General features: G+C 69.8%; 16 protein-coding genes. 6 read left to right on the top strand and 10 right to left on the bottom strand.

All coding sequences use genetic code 11. The annotated features are described in order from the left end of the window. From CIB93_RS35085 to CIB93_RS35050, 8 genes are all read right to left on the bottom strand, one after another. A partial coding sequence (locus tag CIB93_RS35085; protein WP_096632841.1) for a hypothetical protein occupies positions 1-579 on the bottom strand: 579 nt, incomplete at its 3' end. 334 nt (positions 580-913) lie between these two features. Then, on the bottom strand, positions 914-2419 hold the full coding sequence (locus CIB93_RS35080) for an ATP-binding protein (protein ID WP_096632840.1): 1506 nt from the start codon (positions 2417-2419) through the stop codon (positions 914-916). Between the two features lie 25 nt (positions 2420-2444). Continuing rightward, the gene (locus tag CIB93_RS35075) at positions 2445-2897 is read right to left on the bottom strand and encodes a DUF6238 family protein (protein WP_096632839.1); all 453 of its coding nucleotides are present in this window, start codon (positions 2895-2897) and stop codon (positions 2445-2447) included. 37 nt (positions 2898-2934) lie between these two features. Next, the gene (locus CIB93_RS35070) at positions 2935-4407 is read right to left on the bottom strand and encodes an SCO6880 family protein (protein WP_096632838.1); all 1473 of its coding nucleotides are present in this window, start codon (positions 4405-4407) and stop codon (positions 2935-2937) included. A gap of 144 nt (positions 4408-4551) precedes the next feature. Continuing rightward, entirely contained in the window at positions 4552-5934 is a 1383-nt protein-coding gene (locus CIB93_RS35065; RefSeq protein ID WP_096632837.1) for an ATP-binding protein, read from the bottom strand. 27 nt (positions 5935-5961) lie between these two features. Beyond that, positions 5962-6648, bottom strand: coding sequence for a hypothetical protein (locus CIB93_RS35060; RefSeq protein ID WP_096632836.1), 687 nt, complete (start codon positions 6646-6648; stop codon positions 5962-5964). After that, a complete protein-coding gene (locus CIB93_RS35055; protein WP_096632835.1) occupies positions 6648-6956 on the bottom strand; it encodes a DUF6112 family protein in 309 nt (102 codons plus the stop codon). Before CIB93_RS35055 ends, CIB93_RS35060 begins: the two co-directional genes overlap by 1 nt. A 90-nt stretch (positions 6957-7046) precedes the next feature. Then, positions 7047-8174, bottom strand: coding sequence for a C40 family peptidase (locus CIB93_RS35050; RefSeq protein ID WP_096632834.1), 1128 nt, complete (start codon positions 8172-8174; stop codon positions 7047-7049). Positions 8175-8753: 579 nt separating this feature from the next. Between CIB93_RS35050 and CIB93_RS35045 the strand changes: the two genes are divergently transcribed. Further along, positions 8754-9500, top strand: coding sequence for a DNA methyltransferase (locus CIB93_RS35045; RefSeq protein ID WP_096632833.1), 747 nt, complete (start codon positions 8754-8756; stop codon positions 9498-9500). Positions 9501-9597: 97 nt separating this feature from the next. On the opposite strand, the gene CIB93_RS38320 is transcribed toward CIB93_RS35045, so the two are convergent. Next, positions 9598-9735 carry a hypothetical protein gene (locus CIB93_RS38320; protein WP_179500354.1) on the bottom strand — a complete coding sequence of 46 codons (138 nt, stop codon included), beginning with the start codon at positions 9733-9735 and terminating at the stop codon, positions 9598-9600. A gap of 205 nt (positions 9736-9940) precedes the next feature. On the opposite strand from CIB93_RS38320, the gene CIB93_RS35035 reads away from it, so the two are divergent. From CIB93_RS35035 to CIB93_RS35015, 5 genes are all read left to right on the top strand, one after another. Beyond that, positions 9941-10420, top strand: coding sequence for a DUF2254 family protein (locus CIB93_RS35035; protein ID WP_096632832.1), 480 nt, complete (start codon positions 9941-9943; stop codon positions 10418-10420). A gap of 618 nt (positions 10421-11038) precedes the next feature. Then, a complete protein-coding gene (locus tag CIB93_RS35030) occupies positions 11039-11620 on the top strand; it encodes a fasciclin domain-containing protein (protein WP_257002508.1) in 582 nt (193 codons plus the stop codon). 346 nt (positions 11621-11966) lie between these two features. Next, a complete protein-coding gene (locus CIB93_RS35025) occupies positions 11967-13562 on the top strand; it encodes a molybdopterin-dependent oxidoreductase (protein ID WP_096632830.1) in 1596 nt (531 codons plus the stop codon). Positions 13563-14172: 610 nt separating this feature from the next. Further along, positions 14173-15699: a hypothetical protein gene (locus CIB93_RS35020; RefSeq protein ID WP_096632829.1), complete on the top strand. Its 1527-nt coding sequence runs from the start codon at positions 14173-14175 to the stop codon at positions 15697-15699. A 318-nt stretch (positions 15700-16017) separates the two neighbouring features. After that, on the top strand, positions 16018-16269 hold the full coding sequence (locus CIB93_RS35015) for a hypothetical protein (protein WP_096632828.1): 252 nt from the start codon (positions 16018-16020) through the stop codon (positions 16267-16269). A gap of 190 nt (positions 16270-16459) precedes the next feature. Here CIB93_RS35015 and CIB93_RS39345 read toward each other — a convergent pair whose 3' ends face one another. Then, a complete protein-coding gene (locus CIB93_RS39345) occupies positions 16460-16855 on the bottom strand; it encodes a hypothetical protein (RefSeq protein ID WP_257002507.1) in 396 nt (131 codons plus the stop codon). Positions 16856-17007: the final 152 nt, after the last annotated feature.

Raw genomic sequence — 17007 nt, 5'->3', positions numbered from 1 at the left:
TGGTGGAGCTGTGCTGGTGCCGGAGGCGGATCGCTTGAGAGCCACCCGCGCCCGCTCGGTCTGCGAGGGCTGCTCGGGTTCCGGCCGAGCGGTCACGTATTCAGCGGCCCGCACCAGCGGCGGACCGTGGAGCGACAGCTCGTGCGCGTCGTGCCAGCCCTCGGCGTTGCGGATTTCCTGGGCCCGGCTCTCGTAGAGCGCCCGGGTGCCGGGGAGGGAGCCGTCCATGATCGTCATGACGTCGTCCCACTCGCGCTGGATCTGTCCGGCTCGTTTCAGGGCGGCGTCGATGCTGCTCAGGCGCCGGAGGTCCTCGCTGATCGGCCCCCCGAGGTAATCGGCACCGGTGGCTGCGGCGCGGACCCCGGCCAATACCTCGGGGCCGTGAGCGAGGAAGACCTCGACGTGTTTCCACGCTTGGGCGTCGCGTACGACCTTGCCGTCCGCGTAGCCCTTTTCGTCCACCGGCCAACCGTCGTGGTCGCAGAAGTAGTCCGAGACGGCGTCCCAGGCGTCTTCTGCCTGCTTGATTCCGGCAGAAGCGGAGGCCAGTGCCGGGACGTGTTGCCGCCACGCCATGTGGTCGTTGCCTGCCGGTGACTGATCTTCGTTGGGTGAGGGAGAGCTGGACGAAGTGGGCACGTTAAGTCCTTGGTTCCGGTGGCGGCGCCACCGCGAATGCGGCAGCGAAGGGGGTTGGCGGCGGGTGGACGCCGACGGGTTCCTCTGCGGGCCGGCGGAACCGCGTCCGAACGCGAGCTTCGGCACGGCGGCCCGGTGGTGAGCTGGGGCCGCCCTTTCCAGTCGTCCGGCGGTTCGCCGACCCTGAGAATCGCCGCAGGGGTGCAGCCCGCCTCGGGAAGGAGGCGATCCGTGGAGGTCAGCAACTCCACTGCGGCCAGCAGCGGTTGATCTATCCCGACATGCGTGCGTCAGTGTCGAAGAGTTCGCGTTCGGAAGGGTGGAGGAGGTGTTGGGTGACGAAGCTTCGTCCGGCGACCTTCCACAGGCCCCTGCCCTTGGTAAGGGAGGAGACGGCCTGGGTCTCCACTCCGGTCAGCCCCAGCAGCGATGCCGCTGCCGCCAGTTGATCGCTCTCCTGCCGGTATATGATGCGTGTGCTGCAGTCCGCGAGGAGCCCCTCGGCCAGTACCCGGCCGCGCGATCCGGCGTCGCCCGCGCTGAGCAGGTCGGAAAGCCTGTGGATGACCAGCAAGTTCGCGATGCCGAGCCCTCGGCTGAGCTTCCACTGGCTCTGCATCCGATCCAGCAGCGCGATGTGCTTCAGGACGCGCCATCCTTCGTCGTAGATCACCCAGCGTCGTCCGCCGGCAGGGTCTGCGAGAGCGGACTCCATCCATGCGCTGGCGCAGGTCATCGCCAGCACCAGGCCGGTGTCGTCGCCTGAGTTACCGAGCCGGGAGAGGTCGATCGAGAGCATCGGCGTCGTCGGGTCGAAGGCGACGGTCGAGGGGGCGTCGAACATCCCGCTGAGGTCGCCGTGCACGAGCCGACGCAGGGCGTGGGCAAGGTCCTGAGCTGCGTGACCCATCCCGCCGGCGGGGCTGACGAAGCCGCGGTCGAGGCGGTCCGGCGAGCCCATGACATCGGCGATGTCGCCGAGGAGCGGCACCGTGCCGCGGACCTTGGCCTCGGCGACGACCAGGTCCAGGCCGAGGTCGAGAGCCGTGTGCTCCATCGGCAGCAGATCGCGGTTCAGCACGGTGCGGGCAAGACTGGCCAGCAGCGCGAGACGCCGTTTGCGTACTTCGGCGGACCAGTCCTCTTCGGTCACCGACGCGGGCCGCGCCGGGGCATCCAGAGGATTAAGACGTCCGGGGAGCCCCGGTCCCAGGGCGATGGTGTGGCCGCCGAGAGCCTGCGCCACGTTCGACCATTCACCCTTCGGGTCGCTGGGCACATAGATCTTGTACCCGTGGGCGACGGCCCGCGTCGCGATCGACTTCGCCAGCGCCGACTTTCCCATGCCGATGATTCCCGCGAGCACGGCGTTGGGGTTGGTGAAGCCCTCGATCCGCCCGCTGGTGTACAGGGCGAAAGGGTCGTAACAGAAGGCGGCCTCCGCGTGCACGTCCCTGCCGATGAAGATCCCGGACGAGCCGAGACCGCCCTCGGCAAGGAACGGATAGGCCCCGCTGACCGTGGCGGTCGTCATCCGGTGAGCGGGTAGCCGCAGCTTGCTGCCGCGCGCCGAGGCAGGTCCGGGGCGTCCGGACGCCGGGTAGACCGGTCGCAGCTCCAGGTCGAGGGCGGCCTCCTTGCGGTGCTTGGGCGGTGCCCCGGCCAGTTGTGCCTGGCGGCGGGCGGCGGCGAACCCGGCGCGGGCTGCGCGCTGTTGGGCGCGCGACGCCTTGCGGGGGACGAACAGGTGGGAGGCGCTGGCGCGGGTCCTAGGCATGAACGTTTCTCCAGAGGGTGAGTGGTCAGTGGCGGATCAGGCCGGTGAACGGCGCGCGCAGGTCAGCGGGGGTGGAGTGGCGCCGTACCAGGCGGGCGGTGCGCTGGTGGCGCTGGCAGATGGTGAGTTCCGGAGCGCCTTCGGGCAGTCCGGGGCGGCACGCTTCCCGGGTGGGAAGGTCGCCGGAGCCGGGCCGGGGTGAAGCGTGGTAGGCGCTGTGGATGTGGTCGGCGGCCTGCCAGATGCGGGTGCGCGCACCGTGGAGGTGATCGCCTTCGACCGGTACGAGGGGACCGGTGCGTGAGGTGTGCGCGTCGAGCAGCCCGTGCAGGGAGACGAGGTGGGCGTGCAGGGCGTCCAACTCCTCCCGGGACGCGACGAGCGGGCCGGCGGGGAGGTTGAGCGCTCGGTGGAAGTCGAGCGCGGCGGTCGCGAAGGGAACGAAGTCCTGCGCGGACGGGGAAGTGGTGCGGGACATGAGGGTGCTCTTTCCGGACGCGGTGAAGGTGCGGGCGTCAGGCCGCGAGCGCGAGCGGCATCGCAGCAGCGGTGAAGGCGCTGGCCTGCTGCCAGGTGAGCGGACGCAGGTCGAGTCCGGCACCGACCGCCGCGGTTTCCACCACCGCGCAGTCGGTACGCAGCTCCTCTTCGGAGTCGGCGGATACGGTCAGCAGACCCGTCAGAGCCACATCCGCATGACCGGCGATGAGCTGACGCTCACGCGCCTGGATGTCCTGGTACTCGATCGCGTCCGCCTCGGATTCCACCTGGCCACGCCGCGCGCGCTCGGCGGCGTCCGCGACCACGCTCGCCTTCTTGCGCTGGATATCGCGCAGGGCAGCGTCCACGCTCACCGGCTCGTAGGCGAGCGAGAGAGTGCGGCGAACGCCTGCCGTGAACAGGAGCTGGTGGAGGAATCCGGCTCCGAATGTGGTGCGGGGCCAGTTCTCCACCCAGTAGGTGGAGTGGAACGCGGAGTCGGAGACGATGTGGTCGCCCTTCTCCACGACCACGACGGGGCCGGCGGCAGCGGGCTCGGCCTCGGGCCGGCCGGAGGCGGACCAGCGGTCCAGCGCGGGCAGGGCCTTGGGGTCGTACGCCGTGCGCACGACGGCCGCTATCTCGCGAGCAGTGAGCCAGCCGGTGGGGTTGGGCCCGGCGGTCCGCGCGGCCTGCTCGAAGGTCGACGTCAGTTGGGCCAGAACGCTGAAGCTGCCGGTGAGGCCGCCGCCCGCCCGGTTGATCAGCCGCTGCGCGGCCTTGGCGTCCAGGCTGATGGCGACGTACGCCTCGTGCGGCGCGGCGGCGGGGCCCGCGCTCTGGATCAGCTCCGTGTAGATCGCGCCCGCGAGCGGGGTGTCGGGCCGGCCGTGCTCCTCCCAGTAGCGGCGAAGGGCGTCACCGCTGTCGGGGACCGTACGCTCGACGACCTGGATGCGGGCGACGTGTCCGGTACGGGCGAGCGCGGCGAGCGCCCGGCCCCACCCGGCGACGTTCGCGTTCTGCGTGCCCGGGTCCAGGAGCGCGTAGGCGCGGGAGGAGACCTTGACGACGGCGGTCAGCGAACCGGTGTGGGGGTCGTGCACGGCGCCGTACCGCCGGTCGGGCGCGGTGACGACGCGCAGGCTGGCGGAGGTGCCTGGCAGATTGAGGTGCCCTTCGCGTACGGGACGTCGGGACGGGCGGGCGAGCCAGATCAACTGGCCCCGCATCCGGCGCAGCGCGTACCGGAGGACGATCGGAGTCCAGTCGGCCAGGGACCGACCGCGCTTGCGGACGAACACGAGCAGGGCGATGGCGCTCCACAGCGGGATGAGCTGGAGCGCGCTGACGACGCCACGGGTCATGATCACGGCGAGTAGCAGCAGCCCGGTGAGCCCGGTGACGATGAGCTGGGGGACGGTCAGGCCGAGCAGTACGCCTCGGCGCGAGCGGTGCGGGAACTTGACGGTGGCCGTGGCGGTTTCGGCCTGGGATCGGGCAGACATGGCGGGTCCAGACGGTGGGTGCGAGTGCGGCGGGGCGGAGGGCGCGGCGCTCTTCTGGAGGACATGGCAGGGCTCCTTCGCTGGTGATCGGGGGAGGCGGGGGCGGACTGCTGGGTGGCAGCCCGCCCCCGTACTTGTGGCGGGTCAGGATCCGGACGGTGGACGGGTCGGGAAGACCCAGTTCGTGTCGGACCCGGTGGGCGATGGACCGGTGCCGGTCGGGGGTGGAGATCCGGGGCCGCCCGGGGAGGCCGAGCCGACGCGCGGCATGCTCCCGCCCGGAATTGACACCGCAGCGGGCTGGGCTGCGGAGCCGTCCTCGCCTTCGGCGGCTTCGGTGCCGCCGGGTCGGTTGATCAGCGGTGGGATGCCGGGCCGCTGGATGAGGGCTCGTCCCTTGTCACCGGTGGCGTCCGGGTCTTCGCCGTACCGGAAGTTCGTCCGTGCCTTCGGCGGTCCGGAGTCGATGCCCTCCTTGCTCAGGTTCCCGCCGGTGGGGTTGATGCCGGAGGTGACACCGTCGCTTCCCGCGCCGGGAACCTCGCTGGGCCCCTGCGGGGCGGGGGTGCCGGTGCCGGCCTGCATCGCGAGGGTGCCGGCCGTCTTCGCGGCGCCTGCGGCAACCGCCACTCCGGCGACGCCGGTGCGGTGCAGATCGTCGTTGCCGCCGCCGTCGCTGGCCCAGTGAATGAACTTGTACGTCGCGTAGGGGCAGAGCAGCACCAAGATCATGACGACGAGTCCGGCCAGTGCGTCGGAGAGAGCGGCCATGCCGTCCTGGGAGTCGGCCTTGCCCATCGCCGAGACGCCGATGAGGAAGACCACGGTCATCAGGAGCTTGGAGACGACGAGCGTTGCGGTGGCCTCGATCCAGCCGCGCCGCCAGCGCTTCGCGACCTCCCAGCCGCCGCCCGCCCCGGCGAAGACTGCCAGGGAGACGAGGATGAGCACGCCGACCTTCCGCGCGACCATCACGCACCAGTACATGAACGCGCCGATGGCACAGCCGAAGGCGACCAGGGACGGGACGCCCCAGCCCAGGCCGTACATCGCTCCGAGTTGCTGCACGTTGATGATGCGGCGGATGGCGTCGTCCACCGAGGTGTTCGCGGCTTGGAACAGGCCGTCGGACAGCACGTCGACGACCGTGATCGCGACGGAGGTGAAGGCGACGGCGCAGAAGCTGAACAGGACACCGGTCATCGTGCCGACCGCAGCTTGCGCCAGGGCGCGCTCGTCCCGCCTCCAGGCGGCGGACACCAAGGCGATGCAGAAGAAGCCGACGGTGAGCGCGAGGCCGATCGGAAGCAGCAGCTCGTAGTTGGTCCGGAACCACTGAGCGTTGAGGTCGATCGCGGTGGTCGAGTTCACGGCGTCGGCGGCGAGATCCGCCGCGCTGGCCGCGAGTTCGCCCGCGGACTTCGCGATCCACGCCCCGATGCCGTCGGTGACGGCCCCGGCCGGGTTGCTGGCGAAATCGACGGCGCCGCAGACCTCGTCCATCAGCGGAAAGTCGCAGACTCCCATGGCGATACCTCCTTTCTGAGGGTGGGGTCAGGGCGCGACGGCTGGCAGAACACCGGCCAGCGTGCAGGGAGAGGAGGGGCGGCACTGGACCGCGAGGGTGGTGACGCGGCTCTCCGCGCCTCCGGCCGGGGAGCCCTTCCACGCGATCGACTGCTTGCCGGAGACCGTCACGGCGTACAGATAGGTCTGCGTGATCGCCCCGGGATCGTCCTGCAGAGCCCGGGTGAACGAGTCGGGAAAGTGCCCCTCGTTCACGACCCCCTTGGCGCGCTGGCCGTTGGTGGCCATCTGCTTCCAGAGCACGGGCGACGGGACGAGCTTGGCGACCGAGGCGGTGTCGACGTACTTCTTCTCCCCGGTCATCCACCCGCGCAGCGCGGACAGCAGCGCCTGCTGGGAGTAGGCCCGGGTGTCGTACGACCACAGCGCCGCTGCCGCCGCCTTCCCGTAGACGATCGGGTCGTGCGTCTTCGGCGGGCGAGGCAGAGCCCGGTGATTCTCCTGCGGAGGCGGCGAGGCCGACGGCGCCGCGCCGGAAGGACGCGGTGTCGCCGAACTGCTGTGTGGTGCGGGCGTGGAGGGGCCCCTGGCGTCGCGTGTGAGGAAGGCGAGCAGGCCGGCGAGGGCGACGAGCACCACCAGGACGGCGGTGCCGAGCAGCGCCCGGCGGCGCACGCGAGATGCGCCGCCGGGGTTGGAGGAGTGGGCAGGCATCAGCGGACCTGCGTTCCCAACGCGCTGAAGAAGGCCACGATCCCATTCGCCGCCCCCAACAGGAGGGCCGCTCCAGAGCTGACCAGCACGCCCTTCTTGCCGTTCGCCTCCGCCTGGTGTCCACCGCTGTGATGGCCCCAGGCCCAGACGCCCGCGCTGACGGCGAGCGCGCCGACGATGGCGACGAGGCCGAAGAGGTTGATGGAGCCCATCACCTGCTTGAGGACGGACAGGCCGGGAAGTCCGCCCTCGTTCGGCTTGATGCCGGGGTCGTAGGCGAGCTGGATGACCTTGTCGGCCAGATACATAACGAACTCCAGTTCGATTTAGTGCACGCCGAAGCCCGAGAGATGGAGCGACGACGCGAGAGGAGAAGAAGAGGGGAGGGAGAGGCCGGGTCAGACGACGCGGCGGGCCGCGAGGATCTGCGGCTTCCAGGAGGCGAGGGTCGTGATGCGCACGACGTCACCGGTCTTCGGCGCGTGCACGATCAGCCCGTGGCCAATCGCCATGCCGACGTGCTCCGGCGTGGCGGCGGACCCCTCGGTGAACAGGAGATCCCCCGCCCGTACAGAGCCGACCTCTACCGGCTTGCCTTCCTTGACCTGCGTGTAGGTCGTCCGCGTGAGGGAGACCCCGGCGGCCTTGTAGGCGCCCTGCATCAGGGACGAGCAGTCGCACCGGCCCATCGGGTCCTTGCCGTGAGAGTCGGCGCAGCTCCCACCCCACTGGTACGGGGTGTCGAGCTGGCCCAGAGCCCAGCGGATCGCCGTCTGGACCTTGGCCGGAGCGTCCGCCGGGATCCGGTACTCGTCGGGTACCGATCCGGGCGGGATGGTTCCGAAGTCGGTCCCGTCCGAACCGGTCGTACAGCCCCCCGCAGCGGCCGGAACTCCTCCGGGGCCGGAGGGAGCGGACGACGCGTCGTCGCCTTTCGTGAGCAGCGGCTCGATCGCGCGCTGCAGAGCGGTCGCCAGCGGCTCCCACTTCGCGTACGCCTCGGGGTAACCGCTCAGCTGCACTGCCTGGGCGGCCTGGGTCACGGACAGGGATTCCCAGCCCGAGACCTTCTTGAGCCCCTCGTAGAACTTGGTGCTCGCGTGGACCGGGTCGAGGACCTCGGTCGCCGAGCCCCAGCCCTGGGACGGGCGCTGCTGGAAAAGCCCCAGCGAGTCACGGTCGCCGTAGTTCAAGTTTCGCAGGCCGCTCTCCTGCAGAGCGGTGGCCAGGGCAACGACCTGCCCCCGGGGAGGGACGTTCATCGCGACGCCGGTGGCCTGGATGGTCTTGGCGTGGGGGATCTGCTCGGCGGGCGCGTCCAGACCCGGCACGGACACCGAGTCGTCTTCGCCCCCGTCCAGAATCGCCTTCACCTGCTTGGCGACGGTCGCACTGTCCACCGACTGCTCACCGCCGACGGGGCAGGTGGCCGCCGAGGCGTTGCTGGCGGCGTAGCCGAGAAGCGGGAGGGCCAGCAGGGATCCGGTGGCGCAGAGACCGGCGACGGCTCCCAGGGCCTTCTTCATCGCGACCGCCGGTCAGCAGCGGGGCGGGGTGCGTCGTACGACGTGGGCGTGGAGGGGTGTGGGCGTATCAGGGCATGCTGCATCGCAGCGGCTCCTCGTGTTCGTAGGAGGCGCGGTGCCGACTTCTCGTGCAAAGCCGTCGGCACCGCGCCGATGTGCGTCCGCCTCTCAGGGCGGGCCCGGATCAGGGGAGTTGGTAGCTCCCGGACGCCGGTCTCCGGTCAAGCGCGGCAGCCAGCCGCGCTCCTAATCTCAGGCGGTACACCTGGCCTCCTGACAACGAGTGGAACGAGGGGGGAAGCGTGCCGCCCCGGGGTGCTCGATAGGACGAGACAACACGGATAGGCACAGGTCAGCAGGGGTGAAGCGAGGCTTCGTCCCGGTGACACGGCGAGACAGTAGACCGGGAATCCGGCCGCACCAAACGCCTCCCGGACCCGGGGCCGCAGCACGGCACACCTCGTTGGGCCCGGCCGGAGATCACGGCTAACCTCCGGCACAACCCCGCCCGAGATGCACGCCGTTGAGCATGGTCCGGAGCGGGAGCAGCCCCGTCATGCCCTGAAAGAGGCCCTCCACATGAGCTACACGCTGCACCGAGGCGACGCCCTCACCGTGATGAAGACCCTCCCGGACGAGAGCGTCGACGCCGTCATCACCGACCCCCCGTACAACAGCGGTGGCCGAACCAGCTCCGAGCGCACCGGTCGTACGGCGCGAGCGAAGTACGTCACCAGCAACTCGGCGCACGACCTCGCCACCTTCCCCGGCGAGAACCGTGACCAGCGCTCGTACCGCTCCTGGCTGACCGAGCTGATGACCGAGGCATACCGGGCATCGACCGAGCACGCGGTCGCCGTCGTCTTCTCGGACTGGCGCCAGGAACCGACGACGTCCGACGCCCTCCAGATGGCGGGGTGGACCTGGAGCGGAACGATCCCGTGGATCAAGCCCGCCAGCCGGCCCCGCAAGGGCGGGTTCAAGCAGTCCGCCGAATTCATCACCTGGGGAGTCAAGGGCAGTCTCGCTAAGGGCCGGGACCTGTACCTGCCCGGCCACTTCATCGCGTCCCAGCCGCGCAAGGGCCGGGTGCACATCACGCAGAAGCCGGTCGAGGTCATGCAGCAGCTCGTACAGATCTGCCGCGAAGGCGGAACGGTGCTCGACCCGTTCACCGGCAGCGGCTCCACGGGCGTCGCGGCCCTGCGCGAAGGCCGCCGCTTCGTAGGCGTCGAACTGTCCTCACACTACGCCGACGTGGCCGAACAGCGGCTCCGCGCCGAGCTGACCCAGGACGACGTCGCCCTGGCCGGACCGGAGGCATGATCATGAGAGCGAAGAGAGCCCGAGGCCAACGGGCCGCAGACGCCGAAGGGCGGCTGGAGCATCGAGAACCGATGCTCCAGCCGCCCTTCTCGTTACGTCAGGCCGCCAGAAATGCCTTCCGGATCAACGGCGTTGCCCTCTCCAGGTCGTCCGCCGACGCGAGGCGCACCTCCACGTCCCCGGTGCCCAGGTGCCCGATGCCGCGCATGTCCCGGGAGAAGCCTTCCTCCAGCACGACCGAGCCCGGGTCCAGTCTGAGGTAGGTGGCCGGGGCGTGCGCGATTCCGGCGTCGGCGGGGGCGGAAGGGGGCTGATCCGGGCATGGATGCAGGGCGGATCGACACCCTGGGGCTGGACGAGAACGGCGCCCCGGTGGTGATCATCAGCTCGCCCACCAGCGTCCCCTCCCGTGATCACTACTGGCCGCCTGCCACAACGCCATGGCACACCCCGAAACCGGTTACGAACGGCAGGTTGCCCTGTACGGGCAGGTCCCAGCGCTCTCCCCCGGCATCAACGACCCCACCACCGCGGTCCACGCGCTCTCCCACTCCTCCGCGCTGCTGTGCGAGCTGGCGCAGCGTGACCTGTCCCCCCACGTTCTGCGAGACGACCACGGCCGGATTCGCGTCGTACTGCGTCGCCCCACCCTGGCGGAACTCCTCCACCTCGCGATGGCCCAACCACTGCGCTACGGCGCCGCGGAGCCAGCGGTCCTGGCCCGCCTCTACATGCTGCTGCGCGAGCTGGCGTGGCACAGCAGACACGAGCAGCGCCCCACCATCGCCGCCCACCTCGCGCACGTACGTTCCACCGCCGCCGCCCAGGAGATACGCCCCGATGACAGGGCTGACCTTGCGGACCTTGCCGACAGTGCCGATCAAGCCCTCACCGGCCACTGGCCCCCGACCGCACCCTGATGTACGGGGCCTGGCCCGCCCACTCCGGCGGACACCGTGACCTTCCGCGGCTGGTGACGGCCCGTGCGCACGACCGGACGACGGCTCCTATTGGTTCCGCTCACTGGCCAACTCCGCTATGTATGCGTTGGCTTCCCCGAAGGTGCAGGCGTCCAGTTGGTTGAAGGTCTCCTTCGAACAGTCTGTCCAGTAGCACGTGGACCAGCCACGCACGAAGGGTGAGGGTGACAGTGCCCTGACCCGGCTTTCCGTTGACGGGCGACTGTTCTCCCTGGCTGTGGCACTGATCCTCTTCGGGGCTCGCTGCACCCAAGCCCCGACACCGGTCTTGAGCATTGCTCGTTGAGCTCAAAGGCCATGCCGAATTCTCCGTGCGTGATGCTCCGCTGACCGCCGCGGGGCGGCCGTAGATGCATGGGCGCGGCCCCCGGGAGGCGGTTCGGGGTGTCGTCTGCTTCCATGGAGAAGGTGGCATGTGGTGGCAGCGAGGCTGCCCGAGCCATGCCCGGAGGGGCCGGATGGTTCGCACCGAGGCTCCTTCCACCAGCCGATCCGGCAGACATGCAGAGCCGCGGGCCTGAAGCTGGCGGCCCGCCCTCCCCGCAGGAGGAAACCATCGTGAAGATCCCCCGTATCTCCCGTGCCGTGATAGCCGGTACTGCCGCAGTGGTCCTGCCCGTCACTTTGGGTGTGATGGCGCCGCAGGCGGCTGCCCAGACAGCGACGCAGGATCCGTACGGTCCTGCCTGTGCGTCCGTCCCCAAGGAGGGGAAGGGCAGTCTCGCCGGGATGGCGAAGGATCCGGTCGCGACCGCCGCGTCCAACAACCCGGAACTCTCCACACTGGTCACCGCGGTGAAGAAGGCCGGCCTCGTCGACACCCTGAACAACGCGGAGAACATCACCGTCTTCGCGCCGAGCAACGACGCGTTCGCCAAGATCCCGAAGGCCGACCTGGACAAGCTCCTCGCGGACAAGGCGGAACTGACCAAGGTCCTCACCTACCACGTGGTGGGAGAGGAGATCACCCAGCAGCAGCTGGAGAAGGGGTCGTTCAAGACCCTGGAGGGCGGCACGCTGACCACCGACGGCTACGGTGAGTCGTTCACGGTCAACGACTCGGCGAAGATCGTCTGCGGAAGCGTGCCGACTGCCAACGCGACCGTCAACATCATCGACACCGTCCTCACCCCGGAGTAGATCCCCGGAGCGCCTACGTCGACGGGGCCCGCATCCGACTGGAGTCGGGCCCCCTCGACGTAGGAACGCTTGCCGAGGCCACCGCACGCCGCGTCCTCAGCGGGGACTGGGGGCGCGGTGACCGATCCTCCCTTGGCGTGGATGCACACGGCCGCCTCCGCTCCGGGAAGTTGCTGGCCGGCCGGCGGCTTATGCGTCCCGGCACCCCGGCCGACTGTTGGCTCTGCGGCTGTGGCGTCGGACTCCGGCCGCAGCGGTGGTTCTGTGTCGTGCATGCGGGTGGCATCCGGCCGAGGTGGCCTGCCGGGGCCGGTGAAACGAACGCGGTTGGGTTCGAATCTCCGGTGTGACGACATCTGCGAAGCTCTGGGTCCGTCTGCCTCTGGGCGCATTGAGCGGTCTGCTTGCCGGGTTCGCGGCGCTCGCGGTCGCCGAGCTGGTCTCCGCAGCGGTCCGCCCCCAGGCGGGGCCCATCACGGCTGTGGGCGGGGCGGCCATCGACCGTACGCCGACACCGGTGAAGGACTGGGCGATCCGCCACTTCGGCGAGGACGACAAACTGGTCCTGCAGCTCGGTATCCTCGCCACGCTGGCCGCGTTGGCCATGGTGCTGGGAGTGGTGGCACTCCGGTTCCGACGGGCCGGCGCCGCGGGGGTCCTGATCTTCGGAGTGGTCGGCGCCGGCGCCGCGCTGACCCGGCCGGACTCCTCGGGGTTCACCGACGCGCTCCCCTCGGTGGTCGGCGCCGTGGTGGCGGCGGCGCTGCTCTACTACCTCATCGGGCGGCTCACCCAGCCCCCTCGCACCGGCAGAGCCCCGGCGGACTCGGTGGAGTCGGGTCGTGAACCAGGCTGGGACCGGCGTGGGTTCGTCATCGGCGCCTCTGCGGCGGCGGTAGCATCCCTCGGCGTGGGAGCACTCGGCCGTCATCTCACCGGCAACGCCTCGCAGGCCGCGGTGGAGTCCCGGAACGCCGTGCGGCTGCCCGCACCGGCTTCGCCGGCGCCTCCGCTGCCGCCCGGCACGCAGCTCAATGTTCCGGGGATCAGCCGCTTCACCACGTCGAACAAGGCGTTCTACCGTGTCGACACGGCGCTGGTGGTGCCGAAGGTGGACGCCGACACCTGGCGGCTGCGCATCCACGGCAAGGGGGTCGCCCGCCCGGTCACCCTCACCTTCAAGGACCTGCTCCGGCGTGAACTGATCGAGCGGGACATCACCTTGACCTGCGTGTCCAACGAAGTCGGCGGGCCCTACGTCGGAAACGCGCGGTGGCTGGGTGTTCGGCTGGCCGACGTGCTGGCCGAAGCGGGCGTCCGCGCCCCGTCGAAGGGTGGTCCCGCGGATCAGCTCGTTGCTCGCTCCGTCGACGGTATGACGCTGGGCTCCCCGGTGGAAGCCGCCATGGACGGGCGGGATGCGATGCTGGCGGTCGGGATGAACGGGCAGCCGCTGCCCTTCACGCACGGCTTCCCGGTCCGCATGATCATTCCAGGGCTGTACGGATACGTCTCCGCCTGCAAGTGGATCGAGGACATCGAGCTCACGACGTTCGACGACTACGACCCCTACTGGGTCAAGCGATCATGGGCACGTCGTGCGCCGATCAAGACGCAGTCCCGGATCGATGTTCCCAAGCCGCTGTCCCGGTCCAAGGCCGGAACCGTCATGGTCGCCGGGGTGGCATGGGCCCAGCACCGCGGTATCGACCGCGTCCAGGTCCGGGTGGACGACGGCCCGTGGCGGGACGCCGACCTCGCGACGGAGGCGAACATCGACACCTGGCGCCAGTGGTCCTTCCCGTGGGAGGCGACGCCCGGCAGCCACACGCTGACTGTCCGCGCCACCGAACGCGGCGGCCAGGTACAGACGGAGAAACGCACGGGAACCGTCCCCGACGGAGCCAGCGGCTGGCCGTCCGTCGTCGTCACCATCGACTGACCAGCCCAATATCCTGCCCGCGGGGCAATCGCGCAGCTGATGTGCTGCCGCCCCGGGCTGAGCGTGCCGCCGCCCTGCTACAGACCAGGACTGCGTCGGCGTGCACGTTGCCGCCGCACTGGCAGCCGACAAACATGGCTGAGGAGACGCGCGCAACACTCGCTCACATGCAGACAAGCAGGTCAGAGCCGCAGGGCCCCGCGCTGGCCCCTGAAGCCTGGCCCCCGTCGTCCCACTGCACCCGGACCCGTCACCGGCGCAGGCACCCGAGGCGGAACCGGCCGACCACGCAGCGGCGAAGGACCGATCGACCTCGCCATGCCCGGGGCAGCCAGTGGAAAGAATCCCTCGGGAGCTGGTGAAGACCTGGCACTGGTCCACTCGCGCAGGAGGACACTCTGCGAACGCGGTCGTGGCGTACCTCAGGTTGGCCGAGCGAACCCCCTCCAACAAGAACTTGTGACACCGCGCCGAGCACTCCCACGTGTGATGCCCATCGGCGAGTCCAATTGCTTCGGCCCGTGTGCTCAGTACGGTGAGCCGTCTGCCGCACCCCTTCCGGCACGGCGGGTGTGGTGGGTACGGGATTTGGCGCGGGAGGAAATGCGGCATGACGCAGGTCGCGGTGACCGAGATGGACAAGCGGGTGACAGGGCGCCGGTGGATGGTGCGTCTGGACGCCGCCGGCCGAGGCGGTACGGCGGTGCGCATCTCGTGCAGCCGTCCCGGCTGCGCCGAGGAGCGTCTGCCGTCCGCGACCGCTGGACGTGCCTACGCCATTGCCCACGTCAAGGCACATCTGCGCACAGGGCCAGGCCCCCGGGCACAGGCCTACTGTGCCTGTCGGCTGGAGGATTGCCGCAACCACGTCAGCCCCGCAGACCAAAAGCAGCGCGCAGAGGTCTGGCGCTGCGGTGGCGCTGTCGTCCTGGCCGTGGTCACTGACCGGGAAGGGCGTTGGTGGCAGGTGACGGAGTGCTGTGCCCGCTGTGCGGCCGCCATGCCCAACGCCAAGGTCGTCGTCACCGCGACGGCCGCCCCCCGGCCCGCGCCCGCACCCTCAACTCCGGCGGCTGGAACTGCACAGCTCTTCGGCCGAGTCGCCGGAGACGGCCCATCTCGGGTGCCCGCAGCACGTCTGGTGTCCCCGCACCGGCAGGTCGTCAGGAGGATCTCCCAGCGGATCATCCCGCAGGACCTGCAGCCCGACGTCCTGCGCGATGAGCTCGTCGAACTCGGAGACCTCTTCCGCGCCTACCAGCAGGGCACCGCCCCCGACCTCTCTGCCCTCGCCGACCTTCAGGAACGCAAGGCCCGCGCATTCGCCGCCTGGGCCGGAGTCACCGGCGACCCCAACCTGCGTCTGGAAGGACAGCGCGCCCTGCAGGCCGCTGCCGCAGCCCGCCTCCAGCACCATTACCGCACCCGGAGCACCACCGATGCCGCCTCCGGTGCACCGGTGGTACGCAGACTGCTGACGTCCCCCTCGCAGTGGGAGCACGCCCGCTCCGTCCTCGCCTACGCCGCAACCCGTACCCCTTTTCCGGGCCCGGAGGCACAGCTCCTGGTGTTGCTGATGACCATGCGCGCCGTTCACTCCGGCACCGGAAAACTCATCGGCAAGGACATCACCGCGCTCGGGCTGGCCGATCCGGAGCAGCTGGTCGCAGACCTGGCGGACTGCGGGTGGCTGGAGCTGCCCGGCACGGTCGGCGAACTGCTCGCCTCCCCGACAGAGGCACCCACTCCCGTGACGGTCCCCAGCCTCATCCCCGGCCCGGACAGGACGAGCCTGCTCACCTTCGGCAAAAGGATGCGCCCCAAACTCTCCGGCTGGGCCCAACGCGTCATCGGCGACAAACAGCTCCGCCAGGCCGACGCCCCTGCGGCAGGCCGGCTGCTGGCCCTGACACTGGCCACCCAGACCAGCGCGGCCGGCCAGCTCGGCGCCGACGGCGGCCGGGGCATCCCCCTGGGCACCCTCCATGACCAGGTCCCCGTGGATCAGGACGAGATGCGGCACCTCCTCGACCTGCTGACCGGAACGGACTGGCTCACCGCAGCAGTCCTCACCGACACCCAGCTCACCGGGCAGCTCACCGAACGAGTCCTCCCGCTCACCTGCCCCCGGATCTGAGCTGCTTTCGCCTTCGAACCGTTGCGGTGCGATGAGCGTCTCCCCGCCCCGGAAGGCAGCCGGAGCCTGACAACCAGGGCTGAAGAAACCGGCAGCTGCTGGACGGCATGGCACCGAGACGTCAGCGTTCGGAAGAGCGGCACCCTGCGGCTGGGCGGCTTCGTTGTGACGCCTGCAGCCAGTCTTCTGCCATCTTTCAACCAAGGCTCCAGAAGGGTGCATTACCGCTTCGGCAAGGCGCGGCATCCTGACGGGAGGCGGGTCGGCGGTAAGAGTTCGTGTTGCCCGACAGCCGTTACGCCTTTGGAGAGGACACTCATGCTTCGTCGTATCGCGTTCACCCTGGCGACCGTCGCCGCCGCCGGCTTCGTCGCCGCCGCGCCCGCCGCCGCCAACGACTGGGAAGGCGGCAAGACCGTCGCCGGATACCAGCACGTCGAAGGCCACAAGGCGAGCGCGGAGTACCTGAACCTCGGCGGCCCGTACGGCATCACCTATGCCAAGGAGAAGAAGGCCCACTTCGAGGCCGAGCGCGGCTACTACTACAACCAGTACCTGCACGGCCGCTAGAACGCACCGACCGCGGGGCCCGCTCTCCGGGGAGCGGGCCCCGCGCGCGTAAGGAGGCGGCGGCCTTCCCCCTGCCGAGCGATCGTTCACGGTGAGGGGTAACGAGGCGGGGGGCTCTGGAGACTGACCTTCTGAATGACCATCTATGAGCGTTCTGCGCGAGGCAAGGGGAAAACTTGCTTGAGAGCACCTACAGGCGAGCGGCCGCGAGTGCGATGAGGATGAAGGCCGTCACCACAATCCCGATGAGCCCAGCCCAACCTCCCACCAGTGCGCACACCGTAACGACGACGAAGCCTCCCAGCATCAGCGCGACGAACATCCATGCGGAAAGCCCGTGATAGTCACCATTTGCGGCTCGCGTCCTCTTCGTCCGTTTCACGCTGCACAGAGTAACCAGTGCCGCCAACACGACCTGTGTATGGACCCGCAGTCCGGAATAGGTTCGTCGCGCGGTTGAACTCGCAGTCGCCTGCGGTCCGCCGGAACCGGCAGGGGTGAGCGAGCCCGCGCACATCGAGCCGCCCGTCCTGACGTGGCACAGGCCAGCCTCGTGGAGCACCGGCCCGAAGACCAGCTGCTTCACGCAGCTCAGGCCAACTGTGCCGCACCCTGTCCTGTGAAGTTTCCCCGTGATCTCGGACACTCGATGGTTATGCCGCGAGAGCGTGTTGATGCCGCTGCCGGGTCTCGGCCGGGGTGAGGTAGCCGAAGGTCTTGTGCTTGCGCAGGCGGCGG

Source organism: Streptomyces sp. WZ.A104 (genome assembly GCF_002382885.1).
Taxonomy (GTDB): Bacteria; Actinomycetota; Actinomycetes; order Streptomycetales; family Streptomycetaceae; genus Streptomyces.
Note: the sequence above shows the minus strand (reverse complement) of the source record. Positions and strands in the feature narration are given on the sequence as shown.